We start from the raw sequence: 20040 nt of genomic DNA, 5'->3' as shown, positions 1-20040 counted from the left end.
CCACTCCTACTCCACCCGCGGCCAGAATAACGCCTCTCGCAACGGGGATCAAGCTATTCGAAACGCAGCGCGTACAGATCGGCATCCTGCATCACGAACCGAAGGCGAACCGGCCGGCCGGCGAGCGCGCTCACGTCGCTTCGCCCTCCCCAGGCGACGTCCTGCGCGATCGCGTCGCCCACGAACGGGTCGCTTTCCGCCAGGCTGTATCCCGGCAGGGGCCGGCCCGCCTCATCCTGGATCTCCACCCGCAGCGACCCGCTGGCGCTGGTGGCCGCGTTCAGCACCAGCCGCCCGCCCGAGAACGTGAGGGGCCGGGTCACCATCTCGCCCCCCTCGAACCCGGCGTGCACCGACGCGAACCCGTCCGTCCGCAGCACGTAGCGCCGGCCGCGAACATAGATCGACATCTCCGCCTCGCCGGTCGGGACCACATTCAACGCCGCATAATTGGCGCGATTCTGCCAGTATTCCGGCTGGAGGCCGGGGCGAATGAAGGCTTCGAGGAACGTCCGGTCGAACGCGGCGCCGCCGCGCGAGGTCATGAATACGATGTCCGTGGCGTTGCCCCGATCGGGCATGAATCGCGTCGGCAGCGCGATATAGAGATGCGGCGCTCTGAAATACGGATGCGTTCCGCTCGTATAGAGATGCTCGTTTTCGGCATTCGGCCGCAGCGCGACCGGCGCCGACCAGTGCACGAAATCGGTCGACGTGGTCCGGCTGATCGTGCGCAGGCCGCTGTAGCCCTCGCCGGTCCAGCTCCGGAAATAGCAGACGTACCGCTGTTCGACGTCCGACCAGAACGACACGTTCTGCGAATCAAATATCCCGTCCGTAAACACGGGGCTGTCTCCCTGGCGCACCCAGTGGACGCCGTCCGCCGAATAAAACGCGTGGAGGCCGGATTCGCGCGTGCCGGCCAGCGCCTTGTAGCGTTCAGCCGGCGGCACGCCCGGCCGGGTATCCAGGAACGGCGAGAAATTATGGCTGAACGGCGGGGCGTTGGCCAGGATCGCGTTGTTATCCCGCGAGCCGTTCAGCTCGAACAGACCGAGGCGCGGCGCCACCCAGTCGATGCCGTTCGTGCTGACGAAATACGCGGTATACTCGCGCTCGTCGCCATCGAAATCCGAGATGCCGCCCCGGTTGTAGAGCCGGTAGATATCGCCATCCTTGATGACCGTCGCATAGTGCCCGTTCGACAGCGGCGCGCGCGAAGGGGGCGCTGGCGTCGGGGGATGCAGCATGAGCGACGCGCCGTCGAGCGTGTCGATCAGATAGCGGTCGACGAACAGTTCGAGACGACGGCCGATATCGACCGGATCGGGGCGGGACGGAAACGCGGCCGGCGTCGCCGCGACGAGCAGCGCAAGCAGGAGCGGGCGGATCAGGGTGATGCGCATGGATCGGTTGGCTAAAACGTTCGCGCCAACCTACGACCCCGGCGTCATATCCTCAACCGCTCCGGTTCCGTCCACCGGCCGGCGCGGGACGAGTTTTCGCCACACGAGGTAGTGTCATACCAGAACCTCGCCTGTCCCAGGTCCAGCAACAAGCCCCCGATCTCCCGTGTCCGAGCCCGTCATCCCGACCGATCTTCCTCCCGTCGCCGCGCGTTTCCTGCGCTATGTCCAGATCGACACCCAGTCCGATCCGGCGTCGACCACGATCCCGTCCACCGAAAAACAAAAAGACCTGAGCCGTCTCCTGGCCGACGAACTGCGCGCCCTCGGCGTACGGGATGTCGAGATGGACGCATACGGCTATGTGTACGCCACCCTGCCGGCCGTCGACGCCCCCGAGGCGCCGGTGCTCGGCCTCCTCGCCCATGTCGACACGTCGCCCGATGCCTCGGGCGCCGGCGTCAAGCCGATCATCCACCGGAACTACGACGGCCGCGTGCTGACGCTGCCCGGCAATCCCGCCGTCACGCTCGACCCATCCCGCCAGCCGGCGCTGCTCAACCACCTCGGGCACGACCTCATTACGAGCGACGGCACCACGCTGCTCGGCAGCGACGACAAGGCCGGCGTGGCTATCCTGATGCAACTCGCGGAAGACCTCGTGGCCGACACTGCCACGCCGCGCCCGGAAGTCCGCCTCTGTTTTACCATCGACGAGGAAATCGGCCGGGGCGTCGACAAGCTTGACCTCGATCGTTTCGGCGCCGCCGTGGCCTATACCATCGACGGGAGCGACATGCATACCGTGTTCGCCGAGACCTTCAACGCCGCGGAAGCCACCATCCGGGTAACCGGCAGAGGGGTGCACCCGGGCTACGCCAAAGATATCATGGTCAACGCCGCCCGCATCCTGTGCGAGATGGTCGCCACGCTGCCCCAGGCGGAAACCCCGGAGCATACCGCGGAGCGCGAGGGCTATATCCACCTGCACGGACTCCACGCCGGCGACGTCGAATCCGCCTCGGCGCACCTGATCCTGCGGGATTTTTCGGACGAGGGGATGGCGCGACGCCTGCAGCTGCTCGAACGGCTCGTCGAGCGGTATCGCATCCAGTATCCAACGGCGACGATCGCGCTCGAAACGCGAGAACAGTACAAAAACATGCGCGCCTATATCGACGCGAGCGACCCGCGCGTCGTGAGCCTCGCGTTCGACGCCGCGGAGCGGGCCGGCATCACCCTCCGCGAGGAAGTCGTGCGCGGCGGCACCGACGGCGCGCGGCTCTCGGAACTGGGCATTCCGACGCCCAACCTGTTTAACGGCGGACACGATTATCACAGTTGCTTCGAATGGAATACCGTCCAGAACCTGGTGGAGTCGCTGCGCTACCTGCGCGTCCTGCTCGGAGTCTGGGCCGAGGCGCCGGCGCGATGAAGCGTTCGCCGTCGTTTTTCTGCCAGCCTACAGGACGTAAGGATTGTAGAATGCAACGCGTGAGGCAACTCTTTAAGGTAACATGCCGTTATAGCCCCCGATTGCAATGATTGCCGACATGACGCGGTCGATGAATCCGGTTACGGCCCGGCGCATGCAAGGATATGAATGCGTGTTTGGTCTCGATCTGTCGGATTCCATTGAGTGTCTATTTTTTCTTCTCCCACTCAAACCCGTACGCGTGGTGCGTCGCCATGCACTTCTATAATTTTTCCAGGGATAATCGCCGGGGGCGCATGGGGACGGTAGTCCGCAACGCCCTGTTTGTGCTTGCCATTTTGTTTTATCTCGGCGCGCTCTTTCTGGTGATCCGGTACTTCAGTTAAACGCGCCGGCGAGCCCCGCAAAACCTGGGCGACCATCGCGCGTTTGCATTTCATTGTGCACGAGAATACCTTCGTGCTCCTGTACGGTCAAACGTAGCGATCCCCCATGCTCATCTACGGATACCCGACTGGCAGCCAGGGCCGCAAACGCCAGCGTCAACGCCGGCGCCGGCGGCGGATGCGCGAATTCCGCACGCTGTTTGCCGCCCTGGGGTTATTCCTCACGACCGCGCTGATGTATCTCGGTGCGCTGGCGCTGCTCTTTCTGCTGGCCAGGTGGTAAGCATCGCCCCAACGCCGTCTCCAGATATCGCATAACGCCATGGCTCTCGCAGATCGCCCTTCCAACCGTGGATTTTCTCCGCTCTCGCGCAAATCCACGCGGCTCTTCCTGGCATCTTTCTTCGCCATCACCATCGTACTGGCCTATTTCGCGGCGAAAGCCATCCTGCATGACGCCGAGAATCCCGAATTGCAGCAACGCGTCGAGGCGTTTCGCGAACGCAAGACACGCAACTCGCTTTTTGCGCCTGCCGATTCGACCAGCGCCCCTGTCCAGGCCGGCGCCGACACGACGGATACCCCCTGAGGGGCTCCAGACGTAGTCAACCATGCGCGCCGCACTCCTTATTTGCTCAATCGGCCTCGTCATCCTGCTCGTACGTTCAGGCCCCTGGCTATCGGACAAGCTCGCCGTATACGAAGACCGCACCGCGCTCGAGGATAGCCTGGATGCGTTCATTCGGCGGGAGCTGGCCGACAAAGACCTGCCCGGCCTCTCCGTCAGCCTCGTGCACCACCAGCGCGCCGTGTTCGAGCGCGGCTACGGCATGGCCAACCCGGCCACCGCCACGCCGGCCACCGCCTATACCGTCTATCGCGTCGGCGCCCTCTCGCAGGCCTTCACGACCGTCGCCATCCTCGAACGGGCCGAACGCGGCATCCTCAAGCTCGACGCCCCCATCGAAACGTATCTGCCCGCGTTCCGGCCGCTGAACCCCTATGGACATCCGATCACGCTGCGCCAGATCCTCGCGCATCAGTCCGGTCTGCCGCGCGAGTCGCATGTCGGGCACTATTTCGATGCCTCCGGGCCCACGCTCGCCGCGACAGTTGCCGGCCTGAATGAAACGGTGGTCGTCTATCCACCCGAAACGTTCACCAAATACAGCAACGGCGCGTTCGCGGCCGCCGGCTACGTGCTCGAGAAGGTCCAGGAAAAACCCTTCGAGCAGCATCTGCGCGCCGTGCTGGACCGCATGGATCTGAAACGGACCAGCTTTGCGCCCCGGTTCGATCTGCGGAGCAAACTGGCCCAGGGGTTTCAATGGACCTACGACGGGCGCGCCGTCCCGGCTCCGCTGTTCGAACCCGGCGCGTCGCCGGCGCTCGGCCTCTACACGACCGTCAACGACCTCGGACGTTTTCTGAATGTCCTGTTCGCGGAAGGTGAGAGTCCGAACGGTGGGATCATCTCGCCGGCGGCCATCGAGGAGATGTGGACGCTGCAACCCGCCACTGCGCGGCAGGAAACGCCGTACGGGCTCGGCTTCGTCGTGTCGTCCTACCGACGCGAACGCCGCATGCGCATCGACGACAGCTTCCACGGCTACACCGCCCGCCTGGACGCGTTGCCGGACAGCAAGATGGGCATCGCCATCGTAACCAACATGGCGAACGCAAACGCCGTCCTCGAGCGCATCGCCACGTATGCCTTCGATCTCCTGCACGCGGATGAAGCCGGCCTCCCGCTGCCGGCGCCGCCTGCCACGCACCCTATTCCCACCGCGCTGCGCAACCGCATGATGGGCCGCTACGAGGGACCCGCCGGCGAATTGACGCTGTCCGTCCTCGATGGCGATCTCTACCTCTGCCAGGATATTCGGCGAACGCGGCTCCGTATGCTCAACAACAGCGACACCCTCGTCACCGACGACCGCCATAGCGCCGGCGCCTGGATCGTCCAGCAGGCCAACGGCTCGATCCACTTCGGTCCGGACGTCTACGCGCGCCGCGATGCGACGCCCCCCCTCCTCCAGAACGCCGACCTGCTCCCCTTTGTCGGGGTCTATCAAAACGACACCCATGCCCTGTTCGTACTCGAACGGGATGGCATGCTGCATACGCTGCTCGACTGGATCCGCTTCTTCCCGCTCGCCTACGAGGAAGGCAACACCTTCACGTTCCCGGCAGAAGGCATGTTTGGCGGCGAGCGCGCCCGGTTCGAGCAGGATGATACGGGGCGCATCGCACGGGTTACGATGGCGAACATGACGTTTGAACGGGCCGCGGATCCCCCCTACCCGATCGCGATGCGTCCGCTGCCCGGCGCCGATGCCTTCAACCGGATCCTGCAGGAACTCCCGGCCGCCCCGGTGCCTGTCGCGGCCGGCGCCAGCCGGCCTTCGGAGTTGGTCGACGTGGCCCTCGTCGATCCCCTGCTGAACCTCGACATCCGGTACGCGACCAGCCTGAACGTCGTGCAGCGGCCTATTTACGAAGAACCCCGCGCATTCCTCCAAAAACCGGTATCGGATGCCCTGTTCAGGGTCCAGGAGACGGTTCGACGCAAGGGTTTCGGCCTCATCATTTACGATGCCTACCAGCCCTGGCAACTGACCCGCGCGCTGCGGGCGACGGCGCCCGATTCCTTGAAGTACTTCTTCCCCCACCCGGCGGTGGGCGGCGCGCAAAACCGGGCGTGCGCGATTGCGCTCAACCTGTACGACCTGAACACCGGCGAACCGCTCGCGATGCCCACCGAGGTCGACGCCCTGGTCCCCGAAGCCTCGGCCGGCTACCCGATCACCGACAACCAGCTGCGCTGGAATCGGGACAACCTGCGTCAGCTGATGGAGGCAGAGGGGTTTGCGGTGGATCCCAACAAATGGTGGCTCTTCGCCCACACATCCTGCGAGGACTACCCTATCCTGAACGATACGTTTTCGGCCTTGAGCCAGACGCTGTTCGATGCGCAACCGCCCAAGGCCCCGCTCCCTGCGGAGCAGTGAGCGGCATGGGCTGCGGGACAGATACAAAAAGGCCCCGGACGCGCTGAGCATCCGGGGCCTTTTTTACATGTTGCACGTCACGCGGGGAATCAGCCTTCCTCCGTCTCCACCGATTCCCCGTCGCCGCCGGCCGGCGCACTCGTGGCCGTAACCGACGTCGCGGCGCGGGCCGCGGCGCTGCTGCTGCCGATGGCAGCCTGCAGTTCGGCGAGCTCTTTCCGGGAGCCGACCACGATATCGCGGAAGCGGCGCTGGCCGGAGCCGGCCGGAATGAGGTGACCGACGATGACGTTCTCCTTCAGACCGTACAGCGGGTCCACCTGCGCGTTGATCGCCGCGTCGGTGAGCACCTTCGTGGTCTCCTGGAACGACGCCGCCGAGATGAACGAATCCGTCGAAAGCGACGCCTGCGTGATGCCGAGCAGGATAGGCTCGGCAACGGCCGGCTGCGATTCGCGAACCATGATCTGCTTCAGGTCGCGACGCTTGAGGTCGGAGTTCATTTCGCGCAGACGCCGGCGGCTGATCAGCTCGCCCACCTTGTGCGAGTTCGCACCACCCGGATCCACGATCACGAAGCGGTCGTACAGGTCGTCGTTCAGCTCTTCGAGCACGAAACGGTCGACGGTATCCTGTTCGAGCAGGTTCGTGTCGCCCGGATCCGTGATGCGCACTTTCTGCATCATCTGGCGAACGATCACTTCAATGTGCTTGTCGTTGATCGTCACACCCTGGAGGCGGTACACTTCCTGCACTTCGTTCACCAGGTATTCCTGCACGGCTTTCGGGCCGAGAATGCTCAGGATGTCCTGCGGCGATACCTGCCCGTCGGAGAGCGGGTCGCCGGCGCGAACGAAGTCGTCTTCGTGCACGATGAGGTATTTCGAGAGCGACACCAGATACGTCTTCGCGATGTCGCCGTCGCGGCTCGTCACGATGACTTCCTGGGCGCCACGCTTACGACCGCCGAACGACACGACGCCGTCGATCTCGCTGACCACCGCCGGATCGGTCGGGACACGCGCCTCGAACAGCTCGGTAACACGCGGCAGACCGCCCGTGATGTCGCGCGTTTTCGCGGACTGGCGGGGAATCTTCGCGAGCACCTGGCCGGCCTGAACCACATCCCCCAGGTCGATCTGCAAACGGGCGCGGATCGGCAGCGGATACTCGCGCACATCGCCTTTCGCCGTGGTCACCAGGATGGCCGGCGTCATGTTGCGCTCGCGGCTTTCCGTGATGACCTTCTCCTTGTACCCGGTCTGCTCGTCGGACTCTTCGCGGTACGTCGTGCCGTCGATGATATCCTGGAACGAAACCTTACCCGACACCTCGGAGAGGCGCACGCTGTTGTACGGGTCCCAGCTGGCAAGCACCTGTCCCTTCTCGACGGTGTCGCCATCCGAAACGAGCACTTCCGCGCCGTACGGGATGATGTAGGAGATCAGCTGCCGGCCTTCTTCGTTCGGATCCGTGATCCGGATTTCACCCTGACGGGCCAGCACCACTTCCTTGGGCTCCTCGCCCGTGTCGTAGGTCACCGTACGGAGGTTTTCATACACCACCTTACCGGCGAACTTCGTCTGGATCGTGCTTTCGGCCGCGATACGCGACGCCGCGCCACCGATGTGGAACGTACGGAGCGTAAGCTGCGTGCCCGGTTCACCGATCGACTGCGCCGCGACGACGCCGACGGCCTCGCCGGGCTCGACGATGCGGCCCGTGCCGAGGTTACGGCCGTAGCACAGCGCACAGGCGCCGCGACGGGCTTCGCAGGTCAGCACCGAACGGATTTCGACTTCCTCGATCGACGTCTCCGAGATCCGGCGGGCCTTGGCCTCGTCGATCATCTCGTTGGCGCCGACGATCATCTCGCCGGTCAGCGGGTCGTCCACGTCGTGGACCGACACACGGCCGAGGATGCGGTCGGCCAGCGGCTCGACGATGTCCTCGTTGTCCTTCAGCGCCGAGATCCGGATGCCGCGGAGCGTGCCGCAGTCGTTCTGGGTGATCGTGACGTCCTGCGCCACGTCGACCAGACGACGCGTCAGGTAGCCGGCGTCCGCCGTCTTGAGGGCCGTGTCGGCCAGACCCTTACGCGCGCCGTGCGTCGAGATAAAGTACTCGAGCACCGACAGCCCTTCCTTGAAGTTCGAGATGATCGGGTTTTCGATGATTTCGCCGGCGGAGCCCGTGAGGCTCTTCTGCGGCTTGGCCATCAGACCGCGCATCCCGCCGAGCTGACGAATCTGCTCCTTGGAACCACGAGCACCGGAGTCGGCCATCATGTAGATGGCGTTGAACCCTTCCTCGTCGGCCTTCAGCGCGTCGAACAGTACCTCGGAAACGAGGCTGTTCGTGCGCGTCCAGATGTCGATTACCTTGTTGTAGCGCTCGTTCTCCGTGATGTGACCCATCTCGTAGAAGTTGCGCGCCTGCTCGACCTCGGTCTGCGCCTCGGAGATGAGCTTCTCCTTCGCGTCGGGCACGACGATGTTCGCCAGCGAGAACGTGAGGCCGGCGGTCGTCGCGCGCTCGAACCCGAGGTTCTTGATGTCGTCCAGGAAGCGGGCCGAACGGGCAAAACCCGTCGCCGAAAGCACGCGCGAGATGATGTTGCGCAGGCTCTTTTTGGTCAGGACCTCGTTGATGTAGCCGACTTCGATCGGCACCACTTCGTTGAAGATCACGCGACCGACCGTCGTCTCGATCGCCTGGCCGTCCGGCGTGCGCACGCTGATCTTGGCGTGCTGCGCGACGACGCCCTGGTCGAATGCCTGGCGCACTTCCTCCATCGTGCTGAACCGCATGCCTTCGCCCTTCTGACCGCTCTTGCCTTTGGTCAGATAATACAGCCCGAGCACCATGTCCTGCGTCGGTACCGTCACCGGACCGCCGTGGGCAGGGCTGAGGATGTTGTGGCTCGCCAGCATCAGAATCATGGCCTCGAGGCACGAATCGTAGCTGAGGGGCAGGTGGACCGCCATCTGGTCGCCGTCGAAGTCGGCGTTAAACGCCGTACAGACGAGCGGATGCAGGCGGATCGCCTTGCCTTCGATCAGCACGGGCTGGAAGGCCTGGATGCCGAGACGGTGCAGCGTCGGAGCGCGGTTGAGGAGCACCGGCCGGCCGTCGATGACCTTTTCCAGGATGTCCCACACGTCCGCCGTGCGGCGATCGACGACCTTCTTGGCGCTCTTCACCGTCTTCACGATGCCGCGCTCGATGAGCTTGCGGATGATGAACGGCTTGAACAGCTCGACCGCCATCTCCTTGGGCAGACCGCACTGGTGCAGTTCGAGCTCCGGACCGACGACGATGACCGAACGACCCGAGTAGTCGACGCGCTTGCCGAGCAGGTTCTGACGGAAGCGGCCCTGCTTGCCCTTGAGCATGTCGGAAAGCGACTTCAGGGCGCGGTTGGAATCCGAACGGACGGCGTTGGCCTTGCGGCTGTTGTCGAACAGCGAGTCCACCGCTTCCTGCAACATGCGCTTTTCGTTGCGCAGGATCACCTCGGGCGCCTTGATGTCGATCAGGCGCTTGAGGCGGTTGTTGCGGATGATGACGCGGCGGTAGAGGTCGTTCAGGTCGCTCGTGGCGAACCGGCCGCCTTCGAGCGGCACCAGCGGACGCAGTTCCGGCGGGATGACCGGAATCACGCGCATGACCATCCATTCCGGACGGTTTTCCATGCGGCGATTGGCCTCGCGGAACGACTCGACCACCGCCAGGCGCTTGAGGGCTTCCGCCTTGCGCTGCTGGCTGGTTTCGGTCTTCACCTGAAAGCGGAGTTCCTGGGCGAGCGGCTCCATGTCGAGCCGGCTCAGCATCAGTTCCACCGCCTCGCCGCCGATCTTGGCGATGAACTTCTCGGGGTCCTCGTCGTCGAGCCGGTTATTGTCCTCGCGAATCTGGTACAGCACGTTGAAGTACTCGTCCTCGCTGAGAAGCTGGTCCCGCTCGATGCCCAGCTTCTCGGCAGCGCCGGGCTGGATGACGATGTAGTTTTCGTAATAGATGACCCGCTCGAGATCCTTGGACTTCAGACCCAGCAGGTGGCCGATCTTGTTCGGCAGCGTCTTGAAATACCAGATATGGACCACCGGCACGCTCAGCGTGATGTGGCCCATGCGCTCGCGGCGAACGGCCTTCTGGGTCACTTCCACGCCGCATCGGTCGCAGATGATGCCCTTGTAGCGAATCCGCTTATACTTGCCGCAATGGCACTCCCAGTCCTTCACGGGGCCGAAGATCTTCTCGCAGAAAAGACCGTCTTTTTCGGGCTTGAACGAGCGATAGTTGATCGTTTCGGGTTTCAGGACCTCACCGTAGGACCGTTCCAGGATCGCCTCGGGCGACGCCAGACTGATCGTAATCTGGTTGAAGTTCTTCTTGATCTTCTGCGTTTTTCCGTACGGCATATCGAATTCCGAATATCAATGTCGAGTGACGAAGACCAGCGGCCTCGACCGCATCGGTCGGGGCGCGTTCATCTAATCTGTCAATCCAGCTTCACTTCCAACCCGAGACCCTGGAGTTCTCGGACGAGGACGTTGAAGCTTTCCGGAGTGCCGGCTTCGGGCATGTTCTCGCCCTTGACGATGGACTCGTACGCCTTCGAACGGCCCTGCACGTCGTCGGACTTGTAGGTGAGCATCTCCTGGAGCGTGCTGGCCGCGCCGTACGCATACAGCGCCCAGACTTCCATCTCCCCGAGCCGCTGACCACCGAACTGCGCCTTGCCACCCAGCGGCTGCTGGGTGATGAGGCTGTATGGCCCGATGCTTCGGGCGTGGATCTTGTCGTCCACAAGGTGGCTCAGCTTGAGCATGTAAATGACGCCGACCGTCGTCTTCTGGTCGAACGGTTCACCCGAGCGGCCGTCGTAGAGCTGGGCGCGGCCGTCGGCCGGAAGGCCCGCCGCCGCCAGTTCGGTCGACACGTCGTCCATCTTCGCGCCGTCGAAAATCGGCGTCGCGTATTTCTTGCCAAGCTTCAGGCCGGCCCATGCCAGCAGCGTCTCGAAGATCTGCCCGAGGTTCATTCGGGAAGGCACGCCGAGCGGGTTGAGCACGATATCGACCGGCGTCCCGTCCTCGAGGAACGGCATGTCTTCGTGCGGCACGATGCGGGCGATGACGCCCTTGTTGCCGTGCCGACCGGCCATCTTGTCACCCACCTGAATCTTGCGCTTCTTCGCCACATACACCTTCGCCAGCTGGACGATGCCCGGCGGCAACTCGTCGCCCATCTGCACCTGGTGACGACGACGCTTCGCGTCGCTCTGGATGCGGTTGTAGATCGTGTGGTAGTTGCGGAGCAGCTTCCGGATCTTGCGGTTCACGCGATCGTCCGGCGTAAAGCCCTTGCGGACACCCAGCTGGATCGGCTGGATCTCGGCGAACGCTTCCTTCGTGAACTTGGCGCCATCCGGCACGACAACGCGGCCCTCGCGGTCTTCCACGCCGGCGCTCTTCTGGCCGTCGACCAGCTGGAAGAACTTGTCGTAGAAACGGCGATTGATGTGGCCGATCTCGTGCTCGAGGTCGCCCTCGATCTCGGCGATGCGCTGCTGCTCGATCTTCTTCGAGGCGGGATCGAGCTTGCGCCGGCTGAACAGCTTCGTGTCGATCACGACGCCCTTCATGCCGGGAGGCGCCTTCAGCGAGGCATCCTTCACGTCGCCGGCCTTGTCGCCGAAGATGGCGCGCAGGAGCTTCTCTTCCGGCGTCGGATCCGTCTCCCCCTTCGGGGTGATCTTGCCCACGATGATGTCGCCGGCCTTCACTTCGGCGCCGATCCGGATGATGCCGCGCTCGTCGAGGTCCTTCGTCGCCTCTTCCGAGACGTTGGGAATCTCGCGCGTCAGCTCTTCCTCACCGCGCTTCGTGTCGCGCACCTGGAGTTCGAACTCCTCGATATGCACCGAGGTGTAGACGTCTTCCGCAACGAGCTTCTCCGAGATCACGATGGCGTCCTCGAAGTTGTACCCGCGCCACGGCATGAACGCGACCAGCACGTTCTTGCCCAGCGCCAGCTCGCCCTTCTCGGTCGCGAAGCCTTCGGTCAGCGGCGTGTTTTTCACGACCCGCTGGCCCGTCTTCACGATCGGCGTCTGGTTGATGCACGTGTCCTGGTTCGTGCGGCGGAACTTGGTCAGGTAGTAGGTCTTGATCGTATCCTCGAACGCCACATCGGCGTCGTCGACATCCGTATCGTAGCGGATGACGATGCGCGTCGCGTCGGCGAACTCGATGACGCCCGGGCCTTCCGCGACCAGCACCGCGCGCGAGTCGCGAGCGATGCGGCCTTCGAGACCGGTGCCCACGATCGGCGCCTGGGGCCGGAGCAGCGGCACCGCCTGGCGCTGCATGTTCGATCCCATGAGCGCGCGGTTGGCGTCGTCGTGCTCGAGGAACGGAATCAGGCTGGCCGCCGGCGAAACGATCTGGTTCGGCGCGATGTCCATGTATTCGACCTTCTCGGGCGCTACGATGGGGAAGTCGCTGCCGAAACGGCACTTCACATATTTGTTGATGAACTCGCCCTGCTCGGTGATCGGCGCATTCGCCTGCGCGATGATGGCGTTGTCCTCTTCTTCCGCCGTCAGATACCGCAGTTCATCCGTCACCACGCTGTCCTTCACCACCCGGTACGGCGTTTCGATGAAGCCGAACTGGTTGACGAACGCGTGCACGCACAGCGACGAGATCAGACCGATGTTCGGGCCTTCCGGCGTTTCGATCGGGCAGAGCCGGCCGTAGTGGGTGTAATGCACGTCGCGGACTTCGAAGCCGGCGCGCTCGCGGGTCAGACCGCCCGGTCCGAGCGCCGACATACGCCGCTTGTGCGTCAGTTCGGCCAGCGGATTCGTCTGATCCATGAACTGGCTGAGCTGGTTCGTGCCGAAGAAGCTGTTGATCACGCTCGACACGGTGCGGGCGTTGACCAGATCCTGGGGCGTGAAGCTCTCCGCGTCGCGGAGGTTCATGCGCTCCTTGATCGTGCGGGCCATACGCGCCAGACCCAGCGAGAACTGGGCGGCGAGCTGCTCGCCCACCGTACGGACACGGCGATTGCTCAGGTGGTCGATATCGTCCACCGAGCTCTTGCCGTTCTGCAGGTTGACCAGCTCGCGGATGATCGCGAGGATGTCTTCCCGGGTGAGCGTGAGCGTCTTGTTGTCGTCGCCCAGGCGCAAGCGCCGGTTAATACGGTACCGGCCGACGTCGCCGAGGTCGTACCGCTTCTCGCTGAAGAACAAACGCTCCAAGACACTGCGCGCCGTCTCGAGATCCGGCGCCTCCGTCCCGCGCAGCTGGAGGTAGAGGTACTCCAGCGCCTCCTCCTCGGTGTGCGTGGCGTCCTTCTTGATCGTGTTCAGCAGCGCGCTCTTGTCGACGCTGTCGTCGCCGATGTCGTCGTGCAGCAGATAGAGCCGGGTGATGCCGGCTTCCTTCAGCACGTTGTAGTCGTCTTCCGCGACGGCGTGTTCGGCCGGGAACAGCACCTTGCGCTCTTCCTTCGTCTCGATCACCTCGCCGGTGTCCTCATCGACCACTTCCTTGGTCTCCATCACGAAGACCGAAGCCGCCAGCTTGCGGTTCTCGAACTTCTTGAAGTTCTTCTTCGTGTCGACCGGATGCTCTTCCGCGAGGTCGAAGATGCGCACCAGCTCTTCGTCCGTCGAGTAACCGAGGGCGCGCAACAGGGACGTGACCGGAAGTTTTTTCTTCCGGTCGATGTACGCCCACATCACATTGTTCACGTCCGTCGAAAACTCGATCCACGACCCACGGAACGGGATGACGCGCGCCGAGAACAGCTCCGTGCCGTTCGGGTGCATGCTCTGCCCGAAAAACACGCCCGGACTGCGGTGCAGCTGCGATACCACGACGCGCTCTGCCCCGTTGATGACGAACGTGCCCCGCTCGGTCATCGCCGGCAAATTGCCCAGGTACACTTCTTGCTCAATCGCTTCCTCGGCTTCGTCCTCGTCCTCGTCTTCCTTGCTCGAGAGACGCAACTTGGCCTTGAGCGGCACCGAGAACGTCAGCCCCTGCGCAATGCATTCGGCAACGGAGTGCTTCGGCGCGTCTAGCGAATAATGGATAAACTCCAGCGTGTACCGTTCGCGGCTATCCTGGATGGGGAAATGCTCCTTGAATACGGCCTGCAGGCCGACATCAGCGCGTTCCTCCGGCGGGACCTCCTCTTGCACGAACTCGTCGTACGATTGAAGCTGTACGTCCAGGAAGTCCGGATAGTCCTTGACGGCGCGCGTACGGGCAAACGTAACCCGTTCCACGACGCCTCCAGGCTCGGTAATGGTGTTGGGCATAGACTGATCGGTTAGCGAGGTTGGTGACGCGTAGTGAGGGTACTGGTCATGTCTCTCGGGCGTCTACACGTTTATGCGCGACAGAAGTGCATCAAACGCTCAACGCAGCCCCTTTGCTATTGTTTCAAAACCTTACGGAACGACGGGAACCTCGGGTTCCCACGCTCCTATGCAGAAGCATCGAAAGCCGACCCTTCGAGAGGGTCGGCTTTCGCAGATTCCTGCGGTATGATGCTACGCCTTCTGCATGGAATGCGGACTGCCGTACCCGAAGGGTTACTTCAGTTCGACAACGGCGCCGGCTTCTTCCAACTGGGCTTTCAGCTTGTTGGCTTCGTCCTTGTTGACGGCTTCCTTCACCGTGCTCGGAGCGCCTTCGACCAGGTCCTTGGCTTCTTTCAGGCCCAGGCCCGTGATCGCGCGGACTTCCTTGATGACGCCGATCTTCTTGGCGCCGGCATCCTTCAGGATGACGTCGAATTCGGTCTTCTCTTCTTCGGCGGCGGCAGCGGCGCCACCACCGGCGGCCGGACCCGCAACGGCGACAGCCGCAGCAGCCGGCTTAATGCCGTATTCGTCTTCGAGAACCTTCGCGAGTTCGCTCGCCTCTTTGATGGTGAGGCCTACCAGCTGTTCAGCAAGTGCTTTGATATCTGCCATGATCGCTCTAATGCTCCTGCAGCGGTCTGCGCTTACGGCGCGTAGCCCTGGCTGCGCTGCATATTAAGGGTTTGAGGGTGTATACGTAGTAGGAATGAACCGGCGCGGGGGCATCAGCCTTCGCGCTCGGAAATCGTTTTGATCGCTCCGACGAGGTTGCCGCCCTGCGCCTGCAGCGCGCCGACCACGTTGGTCATCGGCGAGAGCAACAGCCCGATGACGTCGCCGATGATCTCGTTCTTGGACTTCAGCGCGACCAGGAGGTCGAGGGCGCTGCCGTCGTAGACCGCGCCGTCGACAAACGCGGATTTCAACTGCGGCAGCCCGTTGCCGGGGCCCGAGCTGAATTCTTTGATCACGCGAGCCGGCGCCGCCGGCTCGTTGCTGAAGGCCACCGCCGTAGGCCCTTCGAGGGTGCCGTACAGATCCTGGTAACCGCCAACGCGATCCATCGCCAGGCGAAGGAGGGTGTTCTTGACGACCCGGTAGCCAATGTTCGCATCGCGAAACTTGTTGCGGAGGGCGTTCACCGACTCCACCGAGAGGCCCGAGCAGTTCGTCAGATAAACGGTCGAGGCATTCTCCAACTGCTTGGTGACCTCTTCCAGAATGACCGATTTTTCTTCTTTGGTAAGTGCCATTGCTGCATCTGCGCCGCTTGACGCGTCTACATTCAGTTAGAGAAAGTCTTAGCGGATCGCGTTGACCACTTCGTTGCGATCGAGCGCAATGCCCGGGCCCATCGTCGTCGACAGCGTGATCGACTTGACGTAGGTGCCTTTCGCCGAAGCGGGGCGCAGACGCATCACTTCCTTCAGGAAGGCTTCCGCGTTGTCGCGAATCTGGTCCGAGGAGAACGAGGCCTTTCCGATGGCGGAATGCAGGATGCCCGTCTTGTCCACCCGGAAGTCGATCTTACCCGCCTTCACGTCCCGAACCGCGTCGCCCACGTCCATCGTCACGGTGCCGCTCTTCGGGTTCGGCATGAGGCCGCGGGGGCCGAGGACGCGACCGAGGCGACCGACTTTACCCATGACGTCCGGCGTGGCGATGAGCACGTCGAAGTCAAACCAGTTTTCATTCTGGATCTTGTCGATGAGATCGTCCAGACCCACATGGTTGGCGCCGGCGTCGCGCGCTTCGGCCTGCTTGCCGTCGCTGGCGAGCACGAGCACGCGCACGTTTTTGCCGGTGCCGTGCGGCAGCGCAACGGTGCCGCGCACCATTTGATCGGCGTGTCGGGGGTCGACCCCGAGACGTACATCGATATCGATCGACTCGTCAAACTTGGCGCTCGCCGTGTCCTTGAGCAATTTCGCAGCCGTGTCCAGCGTCATCGCCGTGCCGGCTTCCGCTATCAGCTTCTGCAGCCGTGTATAGCGCTTTCCTCGCTTTGCCATATTCGCGGTTGATAGTGCGGTTCGTGCGCCTGCGCTCGGTTCGCGTCAGGCTCCCGCTGATGAAACAGGGCATACGGCGCTGCAAGGCAGTGCCGCTGCCAGACCTCAACTTACGCGCCTGCCGGAGCGCCCGTGACCTTGATGCCCATCGAACGCGCCGTACCGGCAACCATCGAGGCCGCCTTTTCCGCGTCGTACGCATTCAGATCGCCCATCTTCACTTTGGCGATTTCCAGGCACTGATCCCACGTCACCGTACCCACCTTCTGACGAAGCGGATCGGCCGCGCCGCTTTCGATGCTGGCCGCCTTCTTGAGCAGCACAGCCGCGGGCGGGCTCTTGATGATGAAGGTGAAGGACTTGTCCGCAAACACCGTAATCACGACCGGGAGGATGAGCCCCATGCGGTCCTGGGTTGCGGCGTTGAACTGCTTGCAGAACTCCATGATGTTGACGCCCTTCTGGCCCAGAGCGGGACCAATCGGAGGCGCTGGATTGGCCTGGCCGGCCTTGACCTGCAGCTTGATGTAGCCGTCGATTTTTTTAGCCATAACAGCAATGCGGTGCAAACGCCCGATCCGAGCTCCCGCGTATAGTGTCGTTGAGACAATCGTTTGGTGTGGCCGCGTGGAATGCGCGCGTCAGGCCGCTTGTTCCACCTGACGCCGGCTCACACGGAGGTTCACAGTAAATTCCCCTACTCCTCGTGCTCGACCTGGAGGTAGTCGAGTTCGAGCGGCGTCTTGCGGCCGAAAATCGATACCATCACCTTCACCTTCATCTTGTCGGGATACACTTCCTCGACAAACCCGGTAAAGTTGTTGAACGGGCCGTCGACCACCTTGACGGCATCGCCGATCTTGAACGGGATCTCGGGCTGCTCGCCCATCTCCCGCGCCTCGTCCACCTTGCCGAGAATCCGGTTCATCTCGTCCGGCCGAAGCGGCGTCGGCTGGTCGCCGGTGGTGAGGAATCCGACGACCGAGGGCACGTTGGCGATGACGTGCTGGAGCTCCTTGTCGAGCACCGCATGAATGAGCAGATAACCCGGGAAAAAGGTCTTCTCGCGCGTGCGCTTCTTGCCCTGGCGCATCTCGAACACCGTCTCGGTGGGAATCATGATGTCGGTCAGCCTATCGGTGAGACCGGTCAATTCGAGCTCTTTCTCCAGATAGGACTTGACCTTCTTCTCATGTCCGGAGAAGGTGCGGAGCACATACCACTTGGGTACGCTGTCTTTTTTCAGAGTGGCCATAGGTCGTGCAGCGCGAGGCTGAACTAAGGGCATTCGCCGGCGAACGCAGGCGGGCGAATGATTCGGATTGCAAGAGGCTGATCGCACCACGCCCGGGACCGGACGTTACGCGGCCCTGAGACGTGGAACTACCACGCCGCGAGGCTCGGCTCAGCCGGCAAGAAGGTAGATGTTCTCGAGCACCAGGCCGATCAACCGGTCCGCCCCGAAAAAGAGCATCGAGATGATGGCCGTGGCGACCAGGGTGATGGCGGTGTTGCTGACGAGCTCCTGTTGCTTCGGCCAGCTCACCTTCTGCATCTCCTTGACCACCTCTTCGATGTACGCCTTGATCTTGTTCATGCTTGATTCAGTCGTCCTCGGCAGACGACGTGTATGGATAATCGGGGGAGGCGTGTTGCACGGGCGGCAGGACTCGAACCTGCAGCCTGCGGTTTTGGAGACCGCTGCTCTGCCAATTGAGCTACGCCCGTAAAACGGTCATCGGCCAAGGGTCATCTGTGCATCGCGCGACACACACTGACCGTTGACCGATGACCCTATACTCAGTCGAGGATCTTCGTCACAACGCCGGCGCCGACCGTACGGCCGCCTTCGCGGATGGCGAAGCGCAACCCTTCCTCCATCGCGATCGGCTGGATCAGCTGCACCGTGAACTGGGTGTTGTCGCCCGGCATCACCATCTCGACGCCCGCCGGCAACTCGATGTCGCCCGTCACGTCCGTCGTACGGAAGTAGAACTGCGGGCGGTACCCCTTGAAGAACGGCGTGTGACGACCGCCCTCTTCCTTCGAAAGCACGTACACCTCGCTCTCGAACGACTTGTGCGGCTTCACGCTGCCCGGCTTACACACCACCATGCCGCGCTCCACGTCGTCCTTGCCCGTACCACGAAGCAGAAGACCCACGTTGTCACCCGCCTCACCGCTGTCCAGCAGCTTGCGGAACATCTCAACGCCCGTCACCGTCGTCGTGATCTTCTCCTCGCGGATGCCGATGATCTCCACCGTCTCACCCACCTTGATCACGCCGCGCTCGATACGACCCGTCACCACCGTGCCGCGGCCCGTGATCGAAAACACGTCTTCGATCGGCATCAGGAACGGCTTGTCCTTGTCGCGCTCCGGCGTCGGAATGTACTCGTCGACCGCCGTCATCAGCTCGATGATCTTCTCTTCCCACTGCTTCTCCCCGTTCAGCGCGCCCAGCGCGCTGCCGCGGATCACCGGCACGTCGTCGCCCGGAAACTCGTACTGGCTCAGCAGCTCACGAACTTCCATCTCCACCAGCTCCAGAAGCTCCTCGTCGTCCACCAGGTCGACCTTGTTCATGAACACCACCAGGTACGGAACACCCACCTGACGAGCCAGCAGGATGTGCTCACGCGTCTGAGGCATCGGGCCGTCCGTCGCCGCTACCACCAGCACCGCACCGTCCATCTGGGCCGCTCCCGTCACCATGTTCTTCACATAGTCCGCGTGGCCCGGGCAGTCCACGTGCGCGTAGTGACGATTGTCCGTCTCATACTCCACGTGCGCCGTCGCAATCGTGATACCGCGCTCGCGCTCTTCCGGCGCGTTGTCGATCGAATCAAACGAACGCACTTCGCCCGATCCCATCCGCTCCGCGAGAACCTTCGTGATCGCCGCCGTCAGCGTCGTCTTACCATGATCCACGTGACCAATCGTCCCTACGTTCACGTGGGGCTTGTTCCGTTGAAACGTCTCTTTCGCCATGGCTCTACTTTTTTATTTCCTATCGTTCTATGTGTAGACAGAGAAAGCGCCGACGCCCGTCTTGCCCATCCGGGAGACGAGGCCGGTCCGCACTCACGCCTCGGCGCGAGATTCTCGTGAGCCAGCTATGGGATTTGAACCCATGACCCCTTCCTTACCATGGAAGTGCTCTACCACTGAGCTAAGCCGGCCAGTAAAACAGCCCGTTCAAAACCGCTTTCGAACCCGAACCAGGCTCGCAGGACGGTTCCGCGACCTGAAACGCTGCTGTAGTGAGCGGGAGACGGGATTCGAACCCGCGACCCTCAGCTTGGAAGGCTGATGCTCTACCAACTGAGCTACTCCCGCCAGGAGGGTTTCAGCGTCGAAAACAAGAAACAGATTTCACGTCACTTCAACCTGAAATC

At 62.8% G+C, this 20040-nt stretch carries 14 protein-coding genes and 3 tRNA genes; 4 read left to right on the top strand and 13 right to left on the bottom strand.

The features are described from left to right. Nucleotides 1-53: 53 nt before the first annotated feature. Nucleotides 54-1406, bottom strand: coding sequence for a hypothetical protein (locus tag R2834_07655; GenBank protein ID MEZ4700186.1), 1353 nt, complete (start codon nucleotides 1404-1406; stop codon nucleotides 54-56). 166 nt (nucleotides 1407-1572) lie between these two features. Here R2834_07655 and pepT point away from each other — a divergent pair, with 166 nt between their 5' ends. The 4 genes from pepT to R2834_07635 all read left to right on the top strand — a co-directional run bounded on the left by pepT (nucleotide 1573) and on the right by R2834_07635 (nucleotide 6238). Next, nucleotides 1573-2841: a peptidase T gene (gene pepT / locus R2834_07650; GenBank protein ID MEZ4700185.1), complete on the top strand. Its 1269-nt coding sequence runs from the start codon at nucleotides 1573-1575 to the stop codon at nucleotides 2839-2841. Between the two features lie 492 nt (nucleotides 2842-3333). Further along, complete coding sequence (locus R2834_07645; GenBank protein ID MEZ4700184.1) at nucleotides 3334-3510, top strand: hypothetical protein; 177 nt, start codon at nucleotides 3334-3336, stop codon at nucleotides 3508-3510. 39 nt (nucleotides 3511-3549) lie between these two features. Next, nucleotides 3550-3816: a hypothetical protein gene (locus R2834_07640; GenBank protein MEZ4700183.1), complete on the top strand. Its 267-nt coding sequence runs from the start codon at nucleotides 3550-3552 to the stop codon at nucleotides 3814-3816. Between the two features lie 22 nt (nucleotides 3817-3838). Next, complete coding sequence (locus R2834_07635; GenBank protein MEZ4700182.1) at nucleotides 3839-6238, top strand: serine hydrolase; 2400 nt, start codon at nucleotides 3839-3841, stop codon at nucleotides 6236-6238. 89 nt (nucleotides 6239-6327) lie between these two features. On the opposite strand, the gene rpoC is transcribed toward R2834_07635, so the two are convergent. The 12 genes from rpoC to R2834_07575 form a co-directional block, all read right to left on the bottom strand. After that, entirely contained in the window at nucleotides 6328-10662 is a 4335-nt protein-coding gene (gene rpoC, locus R2834_07630; protein ID MEZ4700181.1) for a DNA-directed RNA polymerase subunit beta', read from the bottom strand. Between the two features lie 80 nt (nucleotides 10663-10742). Further along, nucleotides 10743-14582, bottom strand: a complete 3840-nt coding sequence (gene rpoB, locus R2834_07625) for a DNA-directed RNA polymerase subunit beta (GenBank protein MEZ4700180.1) — start codon at nucleotides 14580-14582, stop codon at nucleotides 10743-10745. Nucleotides 14583-14858: 276 nt separating this feature from the next. Beyond that, complete coding sequence (rplL, locus tag R2834_07620) at nucleotides 14859-15242, bottom strand: 50S ribosomal protein L7/L12 (GenBank protein ID MEZ4700179.1); 384 nt, start codon at nucleotides 15240-15242, stop codon at nucleotides 14859-14861. 113 nt (nucleotides 15243-15355) lie between these two features. Then, nucleotides 15356-15883, bottom strand: a complete 528-nt coding sequence (gene rplJ / locus R2834_07615; GenBank protein MEZ4700178.1) for a 50S ribosomal protein L10 — start codon at nucleotides 15881-15883, stop codon at nucleotides 15356-15358. Between the two features lie 48 nt (nucleotides 15884-15931). Then, on the bottom strand, nucleotides 15932-16642 hold the full coding sequence (gene rplA, locus R2834_07610; GenBank protein MEZ4700177.1) for a 50S ribosomal protein L1: 711 nt from the start codon (nucleotides 16640-16642) through the stop codon (nucleotides 15932-15934). Nucleotides 16643-16752: 110 nt separating this feature from the next. Beyond that, nucleotides 16753-17193 (bottom strand): 50S ribosomal protein L11, encoded by a 441-nt coding sequence (gene rplK / locus R2834_07605; protein ID MEZ4700176.1) that lies wholly within the window; start codon nucleotides 17191-17193, stop codon nucleotides 16753-16755. Nucleotides 17194-17339: 146 nt separating this feature from the next. Further along, nucleotides 17340-17897 (bottom strand): transcription termination/antitermination protein NusG, encoded by a 558-nt coding sequence (nusG, locus tag R2834_07600; GenBank protein MEZ4700175.1) that lies wholly within the window; start codon nucleotides 17895-17897, stop codon nucleotides 17340-17342. Nucleotides 17898-18047: 150 nt separating this feature from the next. After that, a complete protein-coding gene (gene secE / locus R2834_07595) occupies nucleotides 18048-18239 on the bottom strand; it encodes a preprotein translocase subunit SecE (protein MEZ4700174.1) in 192 nt (63 codons plus the stop codon). Between the two features lie 58 nt (nucleotides 18240-18297). Then, nucleotides 18298-18370: transfer RNA gene (locus R2834_07590), tRNA-Trp, on the bottom strand. A gap of 72 nt (nucleotides 18371-18442) precedes the next feature. Next, nucleotides 18443-19633, bottom strand: coding sequence for an elongation factor Tu (tuf, locus tag R2834_07585; GenBank protein MEZ4700173.1), 1191 nt, complete (start codon nucleotides 19631-19633; stop codon nucleotides 18443-18445). A gap of 119 nt (nucleotides 19634-19752) precedes the next feature. After that, nucleotides 19753-19824: transfer RNA gene (locus R2834_07580), tRNA-Thr, on the bottom strand. A gap of 84 nt (nucleotides 19825-19908) precedes the next feature. Then, nucleotides 19909-19981: transfer RNA gene (locus tag R2834_07575), tRNA-Gly, on the bottom strand. Nucleotides 19982-20040 lie beyond the last annotated feature (59 nt).

Source organism: Rhodothermales bacterium, from assembly GCA_041391505.1.
GTDB lineage: Bacteria > Bacteroidota > Rhodothermia > Rhodothermales > JAHQVL01 > JAWKNW01.
The sequence above is the reverse complement of the archived record's forward strand: the minus strand, read 5'-3'. Positions and strand labels throughout refer to the sequence as shown.

What these genes read in the sequence shown, in the direction of transcription:
- rpoB (MEZ4700180.1), bottom strand. Translation starts at nt 14,582, where the DNA reads ATGCCCAACACCATTACCGAGCCTGGAGGCGTCGTGGAACGGGTTACG.
- R2834_07635 (MEZ4700182.1), top strand. Translation starts at nt 3,839, where the DNA reads ATGCGCGCCGCACTCCTTATTTGCTCAATCGGCCTCGTCATCCTGCTC.
- secE (MEZ4700174.1), bottom strand. Translation starts at nt 18,239, where the DNA reads ATGAACAAGATCAAGGCGTACATCGAAGAGGTGGTCAAGGAGATGCAG.
- R2834_07645 (MEZ4700184.1), top strand. Translation starts at nt 3,334, where the DNA reads ATGCTCATCTACGGATACCCGACTGGCAGCCAGGGCCGCAAACGCCAG.
- rplK (MEZ4700176.1), bottom strand. Translation starts at nt 17,193, where the DNA reads ATGGCTAAAAAAATCGACGGCTACATCAAGCTGCAGGTCAAGGCCGGC.
- nusG (MEZ4700175.1), bottom strand. Translation starts at nt 17,897, where the DNA reads ATGGCCACTCTGAAAAAAGACAGCGTACCCAAGTGGTATGTGCTCCGC.
- rpoC (MEZ4700181.1), bottom strand. Translation starts at nt 10,662, where the DNA reads ATGCCGTACGGAAAAACGCAGAAGATCAAGAAGAACTTCAACCAGATT.
- rplA (MEZ4700177.1), bottom strand. Translation starts at nt 16,642, where the DNA reads ATGGCAAAGCGAGGAAAGCGCTATACACGGCTGCAGAAGCTGATAGCG.
- tuf (MEZ4700173.1), bottom strand. Translation starts at nt 19,633, where the DNA reads ATGGCGAAAGAGACGTTTCAACGGAACAAGCCCCACGTGAACGTAGGG.
- R2834_07640 (MEZ4700183.1), top strand. Translation starts at nt 3,550, where the DNA reads ATGGCTCTCGCAGATCGCCCTTCCAACCGTGGATTTTCTCCGCTCTCG.
- R2834_07655 (MEZ4700186.1), bottom strand. Translation starts at nt 1,406, where the DNA reads ATGCGCATCACCCTGATCCGCCCGCTCCTGCTTGCGCTGCTCGTCGCG.
- rplL (MEZ4700179.1), bottom strand. Translation starts at nt 15,242, where the DNA reads ATGGCAGATATCAAAGCACTTGCTGAACAGCTGGTAGGCCTCACCATC.
- rplJ (MEZ4700178.1), bottom strand. Translation starts at nt 15,883, where the DNA reads ATGGCACTTACCAAAGAAGAAAAATCGGTCATTCTGGAAGAGGTCACC.